Below are 16,883 nucleotides of genomic sequence, written 5' to 3' on the forward strand. Positions count from 1 at the left end.
TCAGGACCGCGGCAGCACGGCGAACTCGACCCGCCGGTTGAGCGCCATATTCGCTTCGTTGTCGTTTGGAACCACCGGCCGCGACGCGGCATGACCCACCACGACCAGCCGATCGGCGGCGATGCCGCGCCGCATCAGCTCGCCACGGATAACGACGGCACGGTCTTCCGACAGTTGCTGGTTCGAATTGGTCAGGTTGCGAATATCGGTGTGGCCGGCGACCTCGACGCGTACCGCCGGATCGCAGCGCCCGAGCGCCGCCACCAACCGGTCGAGCACCGGAGCGTGCTCGGCGCGTTGTTCGGCCTTCCAATAGTCGAACAGGATGCGGTCGCCCTCGAGCGCCGTCGAAATCAGCGACATGCAATCCGGCCAGGGCCGTGGCGCCGGCGGCGGCGTGGTCGCGGCCATCGGTCCGGCGGTCGATACCGGCGCGCCCGACATCGCCGACCCAGGCGCGGGGGCAGCGGTACCAACGCCCGCAGGGCTTGGCGCCACCACCGGAGACGGCGGAGCGGGTGGAGGGGGTGGAGGGGGTGAGAGGTCCGCGGCCAGCGGCGGCTCCTCCGCGGGCGCTGGAATCTCAGCCGGCGGCAGCGTGATATCGGAACTCGCAGTCAGCGGCGCCGCGAGGCTGGCGACGGCCTGCCGCACCCCACTGGCGATCTCGAAACTCGGTGCCTGGCCGGCCAAGGCAAAGGCGCTGTCGGAAAGCCGCGCGGTGCCTTCGGTCAGCTTCGCCAGCTGGCCGAGCGCCGATCCGGTCACGCCGCCATAATCGACCCCCGCGGCGAGCCCCGAGGCGATGCGCATCTCGTCGACGATCCGCGCCCGGCCCGCAACCGCCGTGGCCTGCGCCAGGACAGTCGCCTTGGCCGCCGCCGAGGGCGCGAAACCGGACAATGTCAGCACGCCCTCCCGCTTGGCCGCGCTCCAGGTAAACGGGCTGACCGCCGGTGGCGCTATGGCCAGACTGCCGATGCTGAAGCCATCCGCCGGATCTTGCGCCCTGGCAATGGTATCGAAGGCGACGGGGGTCGAGGCGACGCCGGTCAACGAATAGACCCGATCGGCAATGGCCGCCGTGCCATTCGCCAGCTGGCTGATCTGGCCAAGCGCCGCGATGGCCTTGGCTTCGACCACCTCCGGCAGGCCGGCGGCAACGGTCATCCGGTCGATCACCTGGCCCGACGTCGCGGCGCGGGCGGCAGCCAGAATGCGCGTACGCGCCGCTTCCGAAGCGACGGTTCCGGTGAGCGTAATGCCCTCGGCGGTCTTGCTGGCGTTCCAGGCGGCCACCGGCGGCGGAACCGCGGCGGGGGGCGGTTCGGGCGCGGGCGCGGTCGCGACGGGCGGTGCCGGCGCGACGGCCGATAGTGTCGGCGGCGGCGGCGCGCTGACCCTGACGGCGCCGCGCGACACGCCCTGCGGCAGCGCCGCCAGGGCTGCCGTGATCAGTGCCTGGCTTGCCTGATCGCTGGCATTGCCGGCGAACGAAAAGGTCGAGCCGATCAGCGCGGTCGACCCGTTCGCCACCCGGCCGAGTTGCTGCAGGCCGATCAGAGCGGCGGCGGTCGCGTGTGCCGGCACGTCGCGTGCCGTGGTCATCTGGTCGACCACCTCGCCGCCGGGCAGGGCCGCCCGCGCCGCGGCGACGATCCGGTCGCGCGAACCGTCGGGCGCGACCTGGCCCGACAATGTCATGGTCTGGCCGTCGCGGCGAGCCGACCACCCGAACGGATTGGCCGCCGGCAGCAGGCCTGTCGGCATTGCGGCGCGGCGCACACCGAATATGGCATCGGCCACGCGCGCGGCGCTGGCCTGGGCATCGGTCGCCGGCGCTTCGCCGGTGATCGTGGCGTCGCGGCCCGCCATCGAGACGGCCGCCCAGGGCTTGCCGTCGACCGTCGGACCGGCGGCGGCGATCGCGCCGGCGGCACGGTTGCCGAGGTCGCGCTCGATATCGGCCTGCTTCCACCACAAGGATCCGCCGGCCAGCAAGGCCAGGGGCAACAGACCGGAAAGCCAGGCACGGGGCTGCAACGGCATGATATCGTCCTCGCTTTCCAACCCGGACGACGAACGCGAAGGCCTCGACCGGCCATCAGCGCCCCCCGGCATCGGCTGCATCGATCTATCCTGATACAGCTTCGTGACCCGGGGGATGGAGAGTCAAGCCGGCTGTCGCAGATTCGCCCATGATTTCGGCATGTTCGGCCATTCGGGGCATGACCACGTCCGCGGCGAAGGTGAATAGGACAGGGTGTAGCACTGCTGGCACGCGGCAGTTGCGACTTGGCGCGGCTCGCCATAGCCTGGATCCGAGGTCGACCTGCGGAGGCCGCATGAGTGTCGAGGGCATCACACCGGTCGCCGCGACGCCGGCGATCGATAGCGCGCAGATCCGCGCGCTGATCGATGCGCTGGGCCTGAAGCCCGGCCAGTCGGTCGAGGCACGCGTCGCCGCCATGATCAGCGACGGCATCGCCCGGCTGGTGATCGGTGACGGCACGCTCGATGTCCGCACGCCACAGGCTTTGCCTGTTGGCGCGACCTTGACCATGACCGTCGAGCGTCAGGGCCAGGCGCTCCGCCTGTTGCTGGCAGCCGTGCCGGGCGGAACGGCACCACCGGCCTCCGGCTTGCCCGCTGCGCCCGCCGCCGCCGCCTTGGCCGGCCTGCCGGCCGGCATCCCCGCCGCCCTGCCCGGCCAGGCCGCCGCCAATGTCGTCGGCGCGCTGATCGACCTGGTCGCACGCGAATCCGGTGGCGCACGGTTCGCCGGGCTGGTCGACGGCGCCCGCGCGACCGTCGCCGCACGCGGGTCTTCCGACATGTCTCGCGCATTGGAGGCGGCCTCCGCCGGACACGCCCAACCGGCAACGCCGCGCGAGGCCCTGGTCGAAGCGGTACGCGCTGCGGCGGCCCGCCAGGACAGCCTGAGCCCGCTGTTCGCCGACATTGCGGCGGTCGCCGAGGGCCGGGCATCCGCCGGGGCGACGACCTTGCCGGAGCCTGTCGCGCGCGCCCTGGCGCAGGTGCTTGGCTTCCGGCTGGCGGCCGAGGCCGCGGCCACGCCGGCCGGGCTGGCGCGTGCCGTCGCGGCCTCCGGGACTTTCCTTGAAGCCACACTCGCCACCGGCGCCGCTCCCGCTGCCGATCTGAAGGTCGCCCTGACCGTCTTGCGCGGCGCGCTCGGCGCCTGGATGCATGACCTCGGCCTGACCGGCCAACCCCAGGCCGCGCCGCGCAATCCGGACCATGAACGCCCGCCGTTGCGCGGCGCGCTGCCCCACGGCCAACCGCCGGCCGCGGCCAGCCTCGCGGCCGGTGCCACACCGGCCGAGACGGCAAGCCTGCTGATCGAACGCACCGAGGCGGCACTGGCCCGCATCACCTTGCTGCAGGCCGCCTCGGTGCCGGATGCCCGCGAGATCGGCCGCCCGGATGCGCCGGTCCTGACCTCGGTCGAAGTGCCGATCCGCATCGGCAACGAGACCGCCATGATGCAGTTGCAGATCGTCCGCGAGCGTGATCCGGAGGACGACGCGGCCACCCCGGCGACGCCGAGACCGACCGACTGGACGATGCGCTTTTCCATGGAGGCCGAGCCGCTCGGCCCGATCCATGCCGCGGTGCGCTGGCGCGACGGCCATGTCAGGGTTCAGCTGTGGGCCGAACGCGACGGCATCGCTGCCCGCCTCGACCAGGCCCGGAGCAGGCTCAGCGACGCCCTGGAGGCTTCGGCCTTCACCATCGACCAGTTGACGATTGTCGCCGGCAGGCCCGCCGATCCGCGCGCCGCGCCGCCGCCGGCAAGGCCGCCACGCCTGGACCGGCTGACATGACCGACGACGCCGAACAGCCGCGCCCGCCCATTGCCGTCGCCCTGCACTATGAACAGGGCCGGGACCACGCACCACGCGTCACCGCCACCGGCCGCGGCGCCGTCGCCGAGAAGATCATCGCGACGGCTCGCGAGCATGGCGTCGCGGTGGAAGGCAATGCGCTACTCGCCGAAGCCCTGTCCGGCGTCGAGCTCGACCAGGAGATCCCCGAAGACCTCTATCGCGCGGTTGCTGAAGTGATCGGTTTCGTGCTGCGCGCCGCCGGACGCCTGCGATGACCGCGCTGATACGACGCCGGAAGTCGACAATATTGAGGCTTGTGACAATTTGACGGTTGTTGCCGCTCGCCTGATGCGCGCTAATGCGCCAAGGTGAAAAAAACTGGAGGGAGGATTTCATGACAACGATTGCCGCCACGCCGAACCGGCCCTGGACGAAATTCTATCCTGTCGGCATCCGCGCCACCATTGACGAGGCGCCCTACCCCTCGCTCGCCGCCATGGTGCGGTCGATCGCCCGCACCTATGCAAGCCAGCCGGCCTTCTCGCTCTGCCTGTCGAACGGCATGGGCGGCAGCCTGACCTTCGCCGACATCGACCGCCTGTCGGATGCCTTCGCGCTCTATCTGCGCGAACAGCTGCAGCTCAAGCCCGGCGCCCGCGTGGCGCTGCAGACGCCGAACGCCCTGGCCTTCCCGATCGTCGCCTTCGGCGTGTTCAAGGCCGGCTGCGTGCTGGTCAACATCAACCCGCTCTATACCGCCGACGAGATGGGCAAGGTATTCGCTGACGCCGAGCCGGACTGCCTCGTCATCATCGACATGTTCGCCGACAAGCTGCCGACCGCCTTCGCCATCCACAAGGTGCGCCATGTGGTGATCTGCCGGATCACCGAATTCATGCCCTGGCTGCAGGGCACGATCGTCGGCTTCGTCCAGAAGTACAAGGACAAGTCGGTGAAGCCGTCACCGGTGGCCCACACCACGTTCCAGACGGCCCTGACCACCGGCGAAGCCAGGCGCGGCTCGGTCGACGTGACCGCCTATTCCAGCGATATCGGTCTCGAGACGCTCGCCTGCCTGCAATATACCGGCGGCACGACCGGGGTTTCCAAGGGCGCCATGCTGACCCATGGCAACCTGATCATGAACATGGCCCAGTCGCTCGAAATGGTCGCCGGCGACATCGAGAAGGGCAAGGGAACCATCCTGACGGCGCTGCCGCTCTATCACATCTTCGCCTTCACGGTGAACATGCTGGGCTTCTGGTATCTCGGCGCCCACAATATCCTGATCCCCAATCCGCGCCCGCTGACCAACCTGCAAAAGGCCTTCGAGAAATATCCGATCACCGCCATCACCGGCGTCAACACCCTGTTCAACGGGCTCAACAACGAAGCCTGGTTCAAGGACAACCCGCCGAAATACCTGAAAACCGCCTCGGCCGGCGGCATGGCGCTGCAGGAGGCGGTCGCCAAGCGCTGGCACGAAGTGACGGGAACGCCGGTCATCGAAGGTTATGGGCTGACCGAATCCTCGCCGGTTCTGTCGTTCAACCCGATGGGCAATGTGCGGCTCGGCACGATCGGCATTCCCGTGCCGTCCACCGACATCAAATGTGTCGACGACGAGGGCCGCGAAGTGCCGCTCGGCCAGCCGGGCGAACTGGTCGCCAAGGGTCCGCAGATCATGGCGGGCTACTGGAAGAAGCCCGAGGATACCGCCAAGACCATCCGCGACGGCTGGCTCTATACCGGCGACATCGCGATCCAGGACGAGGACGGCTTCTTCAAGATCGTCGACCGCAAGAAGGACATGGTGCTGGTCTCCGGCTTCAACGTCTTCCCCAATGAGGTCGAGGATACGCTGGCCAAGAACCCGGCAGTGCTGGAGGTGGCGGTGGTCGGCGTGCCCGATGGCGCCGCCGGCGAGGCGGTGAAGGCCTATATCGTCAAGCGGCCCGGCACCGAGATCACCAGCGAAGAAGTCCGCGCCTATTGCAGGCTGCACCTGACCGCCTACAAGGTGCCGAAATTTGTCGAATTCCGCGACGAATTGCCGAAATCCAATGTCGGCAAGATTCTGCGCAAGGACCTGCGCGCCGAGGAGCTGGCCAAGAAACTGAATGGCTGACATGAAAACTTGAGATGAGCGGGCGGCAAGCTGTGCTTTTCGCCCGCGCCGCGTCGCGCTAGCCTTCCGCTATCCGCCGGAGGCGACCATGCATGACGACCACGACAGCCATGATGATCATGACCACCATCATGATCATCACCATGATCACGATCACAGCGAACTGTCGCCGATGGACGCGCGCGTGCGCGCCATCGAGACGATCCTGACCGAAAAGGGTTATGTCGATCCCGCAGCCCTCGATGCGCTGATCGAGACCTACGAAACCAAGGTCGGCCCGCACAACGGCGCACGTGTCGTCGCCAAGGCCTGGGCCGACCCCGCCTTTCGCCGGCGCCTGCTCGACGATGCGACCGCGGCGATCGCCGAACTCGGCTATGTCGGCCGCCAGGGCGAGCACATGGTGGCGATCGAGAATACGCCCGACACCCACAACATGGTCGTCTGCACGCTGTGCTCCTGTTATCCCTGGCCGGTGCTCGGCCTGCCGCCGGTCTGGTACAAGTCGGCGCCCTACCGCTCCAAGGCGGTGCGCGATCCACGCGGCGTGCTGGCCGATTTCGGCGTGACGCTGCCAGCCGACAAACAGATCAAGGTGTGGGATTCGACGGCGGAGGTGCGCTACCTCGTGCTGCCCGAGCGTCCTGACGGCACCGAGGGGTGGAGCGAGGTCGACCTCGCCGCCCTGGTAACCCGCGACTCGATGATCGGCACGGGTCTGGCCAGCGCACCGGAGGCAGCATGACCGCGGCAAGCGCCCAGCAGGCCTATGTCACCCATGCCGACCTCGGCGGCCGGACCGGGCTTGGGCCGGTCGTCCCGGAAACCGACGAACCCTGGTTTCACGCGCCCTGGGAGAAACGCGCCTTCGCCCTGACGCTGGCCATGGGCGCGACCGGTTCCTGGAACATCGATCAATCGCGATCGGCGCGCGAACAGGAGCCGAACTATCTCGACATGAGCTATTTCGAGATCTGGACCGCCGGCATCGAGCGCCTGATGATCGAACGGGGCCTGGTTTCAGCCGCCGAGATCGCGGTCGGCCATGCCATCGATCCGCCGAAGCCGCCGCAACGCAAACTGCTGGCGGAGAATGTCGCGGCGGTTCTGGCGCGCGGCGGGCCGACCGGCCGGGATGTCGCCACGCCCGCGCGTTTCGCGGTCGGCGACCGGGTCCGGACACGCGACGTGCCGGTGCCTCCAGGTCACACGCGGCTGCCGCGCTACGTCCAGGGCAAGACCGGCACCGTCACCCACCTGCATGGCGGCCACGCCTTCCCGGACGCCAATGCCACCGGCCAGGGCGAGGCGCCCGAATGGCTCTACACGGTGCGTTTTGCCGGCACCGACCTGTTCGGTCCCGACGCCGACCCGACCACCTCGGTCTCGGTCGACGCCTGGGACAGCTATCTGAGCCCCGCGTGATGACCATCAGCTCGACCCCAGGCCTTTCGCCCCAGGACATATCCGCGCTACCGCACATCCCTTGCGATGCGGAGGGCCCGGTGTTCCGCGAGCCCTGGGAGGCGCATGCCTTCGCGCTGGCCGTCAGCCTGCACGGCAAAGGCCTGTTCACCTGGGCTCAATGGGCCGAGACGCTCTCCGCAGAAATCCGGCGGGCCCAGGCCGCCGGCGACCCCGACACCGGCGAGACCTATTACGTCCATTGGCTGAAGGCGCTCGAGACCTTGGTCATTGCCAGGGGCGTGACCACCGAAGGCCGGATCGACGAAGCCACCGAAGCCTGGCATCGGGCCGCCGAAGCCACGCCTCACGGTCAGCCGATCGTGCTGGGATCCAGGACGATTTGATGATCACCCGCAGCTGACCTGGAAAGGCCGCCCGGAGCCGCCACGTAAGTAGCTCCGCGAGGAACCTATCCGCTGGTCGGCGGTGCGATGATGATTTCCACGCCCGCGCGGGCCAGTGCATCGGCCACGTTGCCGGTCGGCATTCGATCGGTGACGAGGCGATCGACCTTGCCGAGCGGACAGACCTGGAACAGCCCCGTTCGGGTCAGCTTGGATGAATCGGCCAGCACCGTGATGTGCCGCGACTGCGCAATCATGGTGCGGGCGATCTCGGCCTCCTCCATGTCATAATCCATGAAGCCGGCTTCCTCGATCGCGCCAACCGTCAGCACCGCATATTTGGCGTGAAATCGGCCGATCTCCTCGACAGTCATCGCGCCGAGGTTCTCGCCACTCTCGTCGCGGTATTTGCCGCCTATCAGAAATGCAGTGTTCTGGTCGGAAGCGCGTGTCATGGCCTGCGCCACATGCACCGAATTGGTGATGACGGTCAGGCCGGAGAGCCGGCACAGCTCGTCGGCGAAGACGACGGTCGTCGTGCCGGTATCGATCAGGATTGTGTCACCGGGCTGGAACAGTGCGGCGGCACGGCGCGCGATGGCCCGCTTCTCGCGCAGGTTCTCCTGCATCCGCACCAGGAACGGATTCTCGCCCCGGCCATCGAAAACCATGATCTCGGGCAGTGCCGCGCCACCATGGAATTTCTTGATCAGGCCGCGATGGGCGAGATCGGTCAGATCGCGCCGGATGGTTTCCCTCGAGGCCTCGAACGCGGCCGCCAGAGCGTCGACCGTGACCTTCTCATGCTGCCGGACGTAATCAACGATCAGCTCTTGTCGAATTCTCGGCTTCATCGTCATCTTTCGAATCGGAACGCGGGATACCGGCATGAATAGTCGAGAATGACTGATTCCGGCGACGACAGCCGCCGCAATCGACGACTTTCCCCGGCACGGCCTCCGGTGCGAACGCATCACGCGGCAGCGCACCCAGGCCCCATTGTCCGGTCACTGTTAAAACAGTCATTTTTTTGACCGTATGAGCCATAACGGCAAAAAGCTTGGCATATCCGCGCAAAAATAGGCGCCGTGGCGCTTCTGGAGCCCAGGGAACCACGCAGTAATGACGACTAGGTCATAAAAATGACCGAACGGACATTTTGGTCTGGCAGAAAATCCTCCTGCGTGGTTCACTTGCTGGATCGATGAACCGCCGCGAGACCCGAATGAAGGCGATGCTGGCCGTAAAGGCACGTGAAGGGAGCCGCGAGCTGGCGGCGGCGGCTGCGCCCGGGAGGGCGCTCCGCGGTCATCGCGTCGGGAGTTCCGGCTTTTCCAGCGCGTCCCCCTTTGCCGATGCCCAGGCCGCACGATCCGCACATCTCGCCTTGGAGAACCAGTAAATTGGAAGCCGACTATATCGTCGTAGGGGCCGGCAGCGCCGGGTGCGCGGTCGCCGCACGCCTGAGCGAAAAGCCGAACACATCGGTCCTGTTGGTCGAAGCAGGCAAACGGGATCGTCTAGGGATCACCAGTATCCCGGCAGCCCTGATGCACACGATCGGCAACCCCCGCTATGACTGGGCCTATATGTCGGAGCCGGACCCGACCCGAGGCGGCCTGTCGGAACTGTGGCCGCGGGGCCGGCTGCCGGGCGGGTCCTCGGCCATCAACGGCATGATCTTCATCCGCGGCGCACCGCATGACTTCGACCGCTGGGCGGCGCTCGGCAATGCCGGCTGGGGCTGGCAGGACGTGCTGCCCTATTTCCGCCGGCTCGAAACCGCCGATCATCCGGACAATGCAGTGCGCGGCGGCATGGGCCCGCAGCGGGTTTCGGCGCTTCAATGGCGCCACCCGGTCTCCCAAGACTTCATCGACAGCGGAGTTGCCGCGGGAATCCCGGCCAACGACGATCTCAACGGGCAGTCCCACGAGGGCATCGCCTGGAACCAGGGCTCGACCCGCAACGGCGCGCGCCATTCCGCCTGGGACGCCTATGTCGCGCCCCGCCTCAAGCAATCCGGCCTGAAGGTCCTCGACGGCGCGCAGGTCGAGCGCATCATTTTCGATGGACGGCGTGCGAGCGGCCTTGCATTCCGCCGCGACGGCCGATCGATCGAGGCCGTCGCGCGGCGCGGCGTCGTCCTCGCCGCCGGGGCGATCAACTCGCCACAGCTCCTGATGCTCTCCGGCATCGGCTGCGCGGCGCAATTGGCCGCATTGGGAATTTCCCCGGTCATCGACAGCCCGGGCGTCGGCCGCGATCTGATGGAACATCCCGGCCTTTATGTTCAAGCCGAACTGGATGTCCCGACAGCCAACAGCACGGCGTCTCCTGTCAAGGCGGCCGCGGCCTTCGCGCGCTGGCTGATCAAGGGCACCGGCCCGATGAGCGTGCCGACGGCCCAGGTGCTCGCCTTCTTCCGGTCATCGCCGGCGGAACCGGAGCCCGACCTGCAGTTCCATCTCTTTCCATTCGGCAGCATCCTGCGCGGCGGCAAGCGGGTCATCCCGAAGCAGAACCTGGCGACGATCCTGGTCAATGCCAACTATCCAAAGAGCCGGGGCTGGCTGGAGCTGCGGTCGAAAGACCCCCTCGAACCGATCGCCATCCATCCGCGCCTGCTCGACCACCCAGATGACCTGGCAGCCGTCATGCGCGGGCTCGCCTGGGTCCGGAAGATGGCGTCGACGCCACCTTTCGGACCGCATGTGCGCGAACTGATCGGCGTGCCCCCGCCCGATGCGGGCGCCGAGGCGGATGAGGCCTTCATCCGCTCGGCGACGCGGCCCTTCTACCACCCCGTCGGCACCTGCCGGATGGGGTCGGATGCCGCGGCCGTCGTGTCGCCGACCCTTCAGGTCCGTGGCGCGGAAGCGCTGTGGGTCGCCGATGCGTCGATCTTTCCCCATCACATCGCCGGAAATACCAACGCCACCTCGCTGATGATCGGCGAGAAGGCCGCGGACCTCATCCATTCGCATCACGGTTGGTAATTGGCACAAGGAGCGCTGGGCATGCTGACATTCGCAAAACGAGCTTTCGGGAGCACCGCGGTGGCCGTGCTTCTCGCCTTCACACCCGCCGCGGTCGGGGCGCAGCCGGCGCCGGCGCCGACCACCACCCTGACGGCGGTCCTGGAAGCCGAGATCGCCACGCTCGATCCTCATTTCACGTCCGCCTACATCACCCGAACCTTCGGTTATGCGGTCTTCGACACGTTGTTCGCGATGGATTCGAAGGGCGAGATCAAGCCGCAGATGGTCCAGGACTATACGGTCTCCGAGGATCGTCTGACCTGGACGTTCAATCTGCGCGAGGGTCTCGCCTGGCATGACGGCACGCCGGTGACGGCTGCCGACTGCGTCGCCTCGATCCGCCGCTGGGGGCCGAAGGCCGCACTCGGCCGCCTGTTGACGGCCGCGACCGCCTCGATCGACGCAACCGGTCCCCGCACCTTTGTCATCAAGTTGAAGGAACCGTTCGGCCTGGTCCTCGATGCCCTCGGCCGCCCCAACGCGCCGGTGCCGTTCATGCTGCCCGAGCGCCTGGCACGCACCCCGGGCGAGCAGCGCATCCCCGAGGTCATCGGCTCCGGCCCGTTCAAGTTCCGCCCCGATCTCCACCGTCCAGGCGACGTCCTGGTTGTCGAGCGTAACGCCCAATATGCGCCGCGCGCCGAACCTGCCGACTTCCTGGCCGGCGGCAAGGTCCCGCGGGTTGGACGGGTCGCATTTCGCACCATGCCGGATGGCTCGACGGCCACCTCGGCCCTGCAAACCGGAGAAATCGACTTCCTCCAATATGTGCCCTTCGACCTGCTGCCGATGCTCGAGCGCAATCGCCGCGTGACGGTGGTGCCCTTCGACGGCATGCAGAGCTTCCAGGGCTATTTCCGCATCAACTCCGCGAACAAGCCGTTCGACGACCCGGAAATTCGGCGTGTTCTGTGGCGGCTGATCGATCAGACTTCGGTCCTCAACGGCCTCGGCCTTCCCGATCGCTACATGCGGCCGGGCTGCCGCTCGTTCTTCATGTGCGGCACGCCTTACGAAACCACTGTTGGCGGCGAGATGGGCGAGAACCCCTCTGTCGAAGCCGCCCGCGAGGCTCTGAAGCGCACCAAATATGCCGGCGAGCCGATCATCGTCCTGCAGGCGACCGACATCGATGCCCCCCGGGTGTCGTCGGCGGTCGTCGCCGACCTGCTCCGTCGCGCCGGATTCAACGTCGAACTTCAGGCCATGGATTGGGGAACGGTGCTGGCGCGCCGCGCCAAACGCGACGGCTGGCACATGTTCGGCGTCCACGCCTCCGGCTTCGACCTCGCCTCGCCGCGGACCCATTTCTACGTCAGCAACAACTGTATCGATTATGCCGGCTGGCACTGCGACCCGCGCCTGACGGAACTGCTTGCGGCCTTCGCCAAGGCCCCGACGGAGCCCGAGCGCAAGCGCCTTGCCGGCGAGATCTCCAAGGTCGCCTACGAGATCGTTCCGGCCGTCATGTGGGGCCAGTTGGCCCAGCCTGCGGCTCATCGCAACGAGCTCGTCAACATCGTTCCCTCCGCCATTCCGGTATTCTGGAACGTCGAGAAGCGGACCAACTGACCATCGGCCCAAGACGTTCCGGCGGCGCTGTACTCCGCCGCCGGAACGGGTGCTCCGCCTTCGGAGTGTTTGAGGACTTCGACGATCGTCCGAAATCACCCGAGCCACCTCCTTGCCGATCAGGCCTGCTGGCTTCGATGACCGAATGGTCATATGACGGCCCGAAAGTTCATCTCGATTGAGGCCAGGATTGCATCCGGCCTTGCCAGGGGCTCGCAGCGTGGCCGAGCAGCCAAATCAGATCTTCGATGTCGCGATCGTCGGCGCCGGCGTCGTCGGCTGCGCCATCGCGCGCAAATTCGCGCTCGAGGGCGCCTCGGTCGTGCTGCTCGAAAAGGGCGCCGACATTCTGAGCGGCGCCAGCAAGGCCAATAGCGCGATCCTTCATACCGGCTTCGATGCGCCGCCCGCCAGCCTCGAACTCGCCTGCATGAAGGCGGGCCATGCGGAATTCCTTGCGATCCGCCAGCGCCTCAATCTGCCGGTACTGGAGACCGGCGCCATCGTCGCGGCCTGGGACGATGAACAACTGGCGCGCCTCGACGCGGTCGAGGAGCGCGCCCATGCCAATGGCGTGACCGATGTCAGGCGTATCAGCCGCGTCGAGATCCTGGCGCGCGAACAACGACTGTCCGGCGCGGTACTCGGCGGCGTTTTGGTGCCGGGCGAGCATGTGATCGACCCTTGGTCGACACCACTGGCCTATGCCCGACAGGCCGCCGCCCATGGAGCCTGCTTCGTCTTCGGCGCCGAAGTCGGCGAGGCGAAACGCCGGGACGATCTCTGGCTGCTGCGCACGCCGAAAGGCGCGATCCGGGCCAGGGTCGTGGTGAACGCCGCCGGACTGTTCGGCGACCGGCTCGAGCAACTCGCCTTCGAACGCTCCGCCTTCGAGATCAGGCCGCGCAAAGGACAATTCGTCGTCTTCGACAAGCAGGCTGCGGCCCTGCTCGGCACCATCCTGCTGCCGGTGCCGACCGAACAGACCAAGGGCGTCGTCATCGCCCGCACGATCTTCGGCAATCTTCTGGTCGGCCCGACCGCGGAAGAACAGGACGACCGCTGCCGCGCGGCGGTGGACGAGCAGACCCTGAACGATCTCACCGCCTTTGCCGCCCGCATGGTGCCGGACCTGAGGGACATGCCCGTCACCGCAGTTTATGCCGGCCTTCGACCGGCAACGGAGAAAAAGGACTATCGCATTGCTTCCGACCCGGCGAAGGGCTGGATCACGGTCGGTGGCATCCGCTCGACCGGACTGACGGCAGCCCTCGGCATCGCCACGCACGTCTTCGATCTCTTCCGCGCCTTCGGCCTCTCGAGATCTCCGCCGCAAGATATCATCTGGCCGATGGTACCCAATCTCGCCGAGCACCTGCCACGCGATTGCACGCTGCCCGGATGCGGCGAAATCGTCTGTCATTGCGAGCGCGTCACGCGCCGGGAAATCGAGCAGGCCCTGCAGGGCCCGCTGCCGGCCGGCGACACTGGCGGCCTCAAGCGGCGAACGCGGGCCGGCATGGGCCGATGCCAGGGTTTCTATTGCCAGGCCGACGTCGCCGAGATCGCAGGAGGCCGCCTCGCCAGCGCGGCCGCCACCCCGACGCGCGCACCATGACCGATGTCGCTTGCGATGTCGCTGTCATTGGCGCTGGCCCGGCGGGACTGGCTGCCGCCACCGAACTGCGCCGGCGTGGCATCGAAAAGGTGCTGGTCCTCGAGCGCGACACGGCCGCAGGGGGCCGGCCGCGGCTATGCGGCCACCCGCCTTTCGGCCTGCGCGAATATGGTCGCGTCCTGTCGGGGCCCGCCTATGCCCGGCGTCTCACCGCCGACGCGCTGGCCGCCGGCGTCGAGATCCGGCTTGGCCACAGCGTCGCGGCGCTCAGGCCCGGCGGACGGATCGACCTCATGACTCCCGCAGGTCCTGCGATCCTCTCGGCGCGGCGCGTGATCGTCGCGACCGGTGCCCGCGAGACGCCCCGCTCGGCCCTCATGGTCTCCGGCGACCGCCCCGCCGGCATCATGACAACCGGCAGTTTCCAGGCCTTCGTCTACGGCAAGGGCATCGTACCGTTCCGCCGGCCGCTGATCGTCGGCAGTGAACTCGTGACGCTCTCCGCGCTCATGTCGTGCCGGACCGCCGGGATCGAGCCGGTGGCGATGATCGAACAGCGCGCCCGCCCGCTCGCGCGCTGGCCCCTGACGCTGTTCCCGCATCTGTTGCGCATTCCGGTTCACTACGGCGCTCGGATCGTCGATATTGAGGGACGAGCCCAGGTCGAAAGCGTCACGATCGCGACCGCTGATGGCACCATGAAAAAACTCGCCTGTGACGGTGTCCTGTTCACCGGCCGCTTCGTGCCGGAGGCGAGCCTCGTCGCCGAGAGCCATCTCGTCTTCGACCGCGGCAGCGCGGGTCCCTCCCTCGACCAGTTCGGCCGCTGTTCGGACCCCGTCTATTTCGCCGCCGGCAATGTGACGCGCGCCGTTGAGACGGCGGGGCGCTGCTTCCGCGAAGGCCGCCAGCTCGCGCGCGTCATCGTCGAAGATCTCGCGGCGCGCGCGCCGGTCACCATCGTCACGGTCGACCTGACGACGAGCGGGATCGTGAAATATGTCGTTCCGCAGCGACTGACCATCGGCGCCGGGCGGCCCGCCAGGATCAATCTGCAACTGCGTGTCGACGAGCCTGCGACGGGCACGATCGAGATCGCCTCCGGCGAGCGCGTCGTCGTCCGGCGCCGGCTTGCCGCCAAACCCGAGCGTCGCATCAGCCTGCGGCTCGACCTTGCCGCCCTGCCGCCCGACGCTTCTGCCTTGACCGTCGGCATGGGCGGGGGCCCGGCTTGCACATCGGGATGCGGGAAAGCCGCGAAACCGGGCGCATCGAAAGGCAATGAGCCCGGGATATCGCAATGAAATTCGCGGCGATCGACCAGGGGACCACCAGCACGCGCGTTCTGGTTACCGACGAGACCGGCGCCGCGCGCATCCACCATGCCGCCCGACACGCGCAGCATCATCCACGGCCTGGCTGGGTCGAGCACGATCCGCGCGAACTGCTGGCCCATGTCCGGGACTGCCTGACGGCGGCCGGTCGGGTCGAGGCACTGGGGATCGCCCATCAGGGTGAGAGCTGCCTTGCTTGGGATTCGATCACCGGCGTACCACTGTCGCCGGTCATCGTCTGGCAGGACAATCGGACGAGCGAGCACATCGCACACCTCGCCGCGGACGGCGCGGGAGATGAGGTCGCTGCGCGCGCCGGTCTGCCGCTCGATCCCTATTTTTCGGCGACGAAACTGGCCTGGCTGATCGACAACATTCCCGAAGCGAAAGCTGCCCGCCGCGCCGGCCGGCTGCGGTTGGGCACGACCGATGCCTTTTTTCTCGACCGCCTGACCGGCTCCTTCGCGACCGACATATCCACCGCGTCCCGGACCTCGCTCATGAATCTCGAAACAGGTTGCTGGGACGCCGCGCTCTGCGACCTTTTTCACGTTCCAATCGAATGCCTGCCAGAGATCCGTCCGACCGTCGGGGATTTCGGTCTGGCCGGCTCGTCGCCGCTGAAGGCCTCGATCGTCGACCAGCAGGCAGCGCTCTTCGGTCACGGCTGCCGGCGCGACGGCGACGTCAAGATCACTTTCGGCACCGGCGCCTTTGCCCTCGCCCTGACGGGCGAGCGGATCGTCCGCTCAGCCGGCGATGGGCTGGTGCCGACGGTCGCCTGGCAGTGGGCCGGAACCAGAACCTATGCGGTCGATGGCGGCGTCTACGACGCGGGCGCGGCGGTCGAATGGGCCCAGCGTATCGGAATTGTCACAGATGTCGCGGAGCTGAACACCTTCGCGGCGCTGCCGGCAATCGATCGCGGCTTGACCTTCGTGCCTGCCCTGTCCGGCCTCGCCTGTCCGCATTGGGACCGTTCGGCCGCCTCGCTGTTCATTGGCATGACCGCCGATACCACCCGCGTCGACCTCTGCCAGGCTCTGCTGGAAGGCATTGCGCTGCAGACCTGCGAGATGATCGAGGCGATCGACCGGCATGTGCCGCTGTCCGACCGCTTGCCGATCGACGGCGGCCTCGCACGCAGCGGCTATTTCGCTCAATTCCTCGCTGACACCCTGGGCCGGACCATCGTCGTCGCCGGCTTCGACGAGCTGACCGCCTTCGGGACCGCCGCGCTTGCCGCCCGCGCCATCGGCAAGGATCTGCCACGGCCAAAGGCAGACCACGACCGCCTGTTCCATCCGCGCCAGGCCCGACGCGCCGAGCGGCGGGCTCGCTTCGCCGAGGCCGTGTCCCGAAGCCGCTGCTGGCGCGGCGCCGCCATCGGGCCTTGCCGCTCCCTGCCATGATCACGTCGACCTGACCTGCCCGGCGAAATGATGGCGTCTGGGCCCGACCGCGTCGACCGTCGCGTTCAGCCCATTTTCCGGAATGAATTCGCGCCGCGGCTCGACCACGTCGCCCA

13 protein-coding genes are annotated in these 16,883 nt (G+C 67.7%); 11 read left to right on the top strand and 2 right to left on the bottom strand.

Going from position 1 to position 16,883, the window contains the following annotated elements:
• Entirely contained in the window at positions 1-2,049 is a 2,049-nt protein-coding gene (locus E8M01_RS05945; protein WP_136959283.1) for an OmpA family protein, read from the bottom strand.
• A 296-nt stretch (positions 2,050-2,345) separates the two neighbouring features.
• On the opposite strand from E8M01_RS05945, the gene fliK reads away from it, so the two are divergent.
• From fliK to E8M01_RS05975, 6 genes are all read left to right on the top strand, one after another.
• Positions 2,346-3,848, top strand: coding sequence for a flagellar hook-length control protein FliK (gene fliK / locus E8M01_RS05950; protein ID WP_136959284.1), 1,503 nt, complete (start codon positions 2,346-2,348; stop codon positions 3,846-3,848).
• Positions 3,845-4,126, top strand: a complete 282-nt coding sequence (locus E8M01_RS05955; RefSeq protein ID WP_136959285.1) for an EscU/YscU/HrcU family type III secretion system export apparatus switch protein — start codon at positions 3,845-3,847, stop codon at positions 4,124-4,126. Before fliK ends, E8M01_RS05955 begins: the two co-directional genes overlap by 4 nt.
• A gap of 119 nt (positions 4,127-4,245) precedes the next feature.
• Complete coding sequence (locus E8M01_RS05960; protein WP_136959286.1) at positions 4,246-5,979, top strand: AMP-binding protein; 1,734 nt, start codon at positions 4,246-4,248, stop codon at positions 5,977-5,979.
• A gap of 88 nt (positions 5,980-6,067) precedes the next feature.
• The gene (gene nthA, locus E8M01_RS05965; RefSeq protein ID WP_136959287.1) at positions 6,068-6,724 is read left to right on the top strand and encodes a nitrile hydratase subunit alpha; all 657 of its coding nucleotides are present in this window, start codon (positions 6,068-6,070) and stop codon (positions 6,722-6,724) included.
• Complete coding sequence (gene nthB, locus E8M01_RS05970; RefSeq protein ID WP_136959288.1) at positions 6,721-7,404, top strand: nitrile hydratase subunit beta; 684 nt, start codon at positions 6,721-6,723, stop codon at positions 7,402-7,404. The genes nthA and nthB overlap by 4 nt, the downstream gene beginning before the upstream one ends.
• Positions 7,404-7,790, top strand: a complete 387-nt coding sequence (locus E8M01_RS05975) for a nitrile hydratase accessory protein (protein ID WP_136959289.1) — start codon at positions 7,404-7,406, stop codon at positions 7,788-7,790. The genes nthB and E8M01_RS05975 overlap by 1 nt, the downstream gene beginning before the upstream one ends.
• Before the next feature lie 65 nt (positions 7,791-7,855).
• Here E8M01_RS05975 and E8M01_RS05980 read toward each other — a convergent pair whose 3' ends face one another.
• A complete protein-coding gene (locus tag E8M01_RS05980; protein WP_246088613.1) occupies positions 7,856-8,650 on the bottom strand; it encodes a DeoR/GlpR family DNA-binding transcription regulator in 795 nt (264 codons plus the stop codon).
• Positions 8,651-9,145: 495 nt separating this feature from the next.
• On the opposite strand from E8M01_RS05980, the gene E8M01_RS05985 reads away from it, so the two are divergent.
• The 5 genes from E8M01_RS05985 (at position 9,146) to E8M01_RS06005 (ending at position 16,767) form a co-directional block, all read left to right on the top strand.
• Positions 9,146-10,789 carry a GMC family oxidoreductase gene (locus E8M01_RS05985; protein ID WP_136959290.1) on the top strand — a complete coding sequence of 548 codons (1,644 nt, stop codon included), beginning with the start codon at positions 9,146-9,148 and terminating at the stop codon, positions 10,787-10,789.
• A gap of 21 nt (positions 10,790-10,810) precedes the next feature.
• A complete protein-coding gene (locus tag E8M01_RS05990) occupies positions 10,811-12,403 on the top strand; it encodes an ABC transporter substrate-binding protein (RefSeq protein WP_136959291.1) in 1,593 nt (530 codons plus the stop codon).
• 220 nt (positions 12,404-12,623) lie between these two features.
• Positions 12,624-14,021 carry an NAD(P)/FAD-dependent oxidoreductase gene (locus E8M01_RS05995; protein ID WP_215908858.1) on the top strand — a complete coding sequence of 466 codons (1,398 nt, stop codon included), beginning with the start codon at positions 12,624-12,626 and terminating at the stop codon, positions 14,019-14,021.
• A complete protein-coding gene (locus E8M01_RS06000; RefSeq protein WP_136959292.1) occupies positions 14,018-15,325 on the top strand; it encodes an NAD(P)/FAD-dependent oxidoreductase in 1,308 nt (435 codons plus the stop codon). The genes E8M01_RS05995 and E8M01_RS06000 overlap by 4 nt, the downstream gene beginning before the upstream one ends.
• Positions 15,322-16,767 carry an FGGY family carbohydrate kinase gene (locus tag E8M01_RS06005; RefSeq protein WP_136959293.1) on the top strand — a complete coding sequence of 482 codons (1,446 nt, stop codon included), beginning with the start codon at positions 15,322-15,324 and terminating at the stop codon, positions 16,765-16,767. The genes E8M01_RS06000 and E8M01_RS06005 overlap by 4 nt, the downstream gene beginning before the upstream one ends.
• The last annotated feature ends 116 nt before the right edge of the window (positions 16,768-16,883 follow it).

This window comes from Phreatobacter stygius, assembly GCF_005144885.1.
GTDB classification, from domain to species: domain Bacteria; phylum Pseudomonadota; class Alphaproteobacteria; order Rhizobiales; family Phreatobacteraceae; genus Phreatobacter; species Phreatobacter stygius.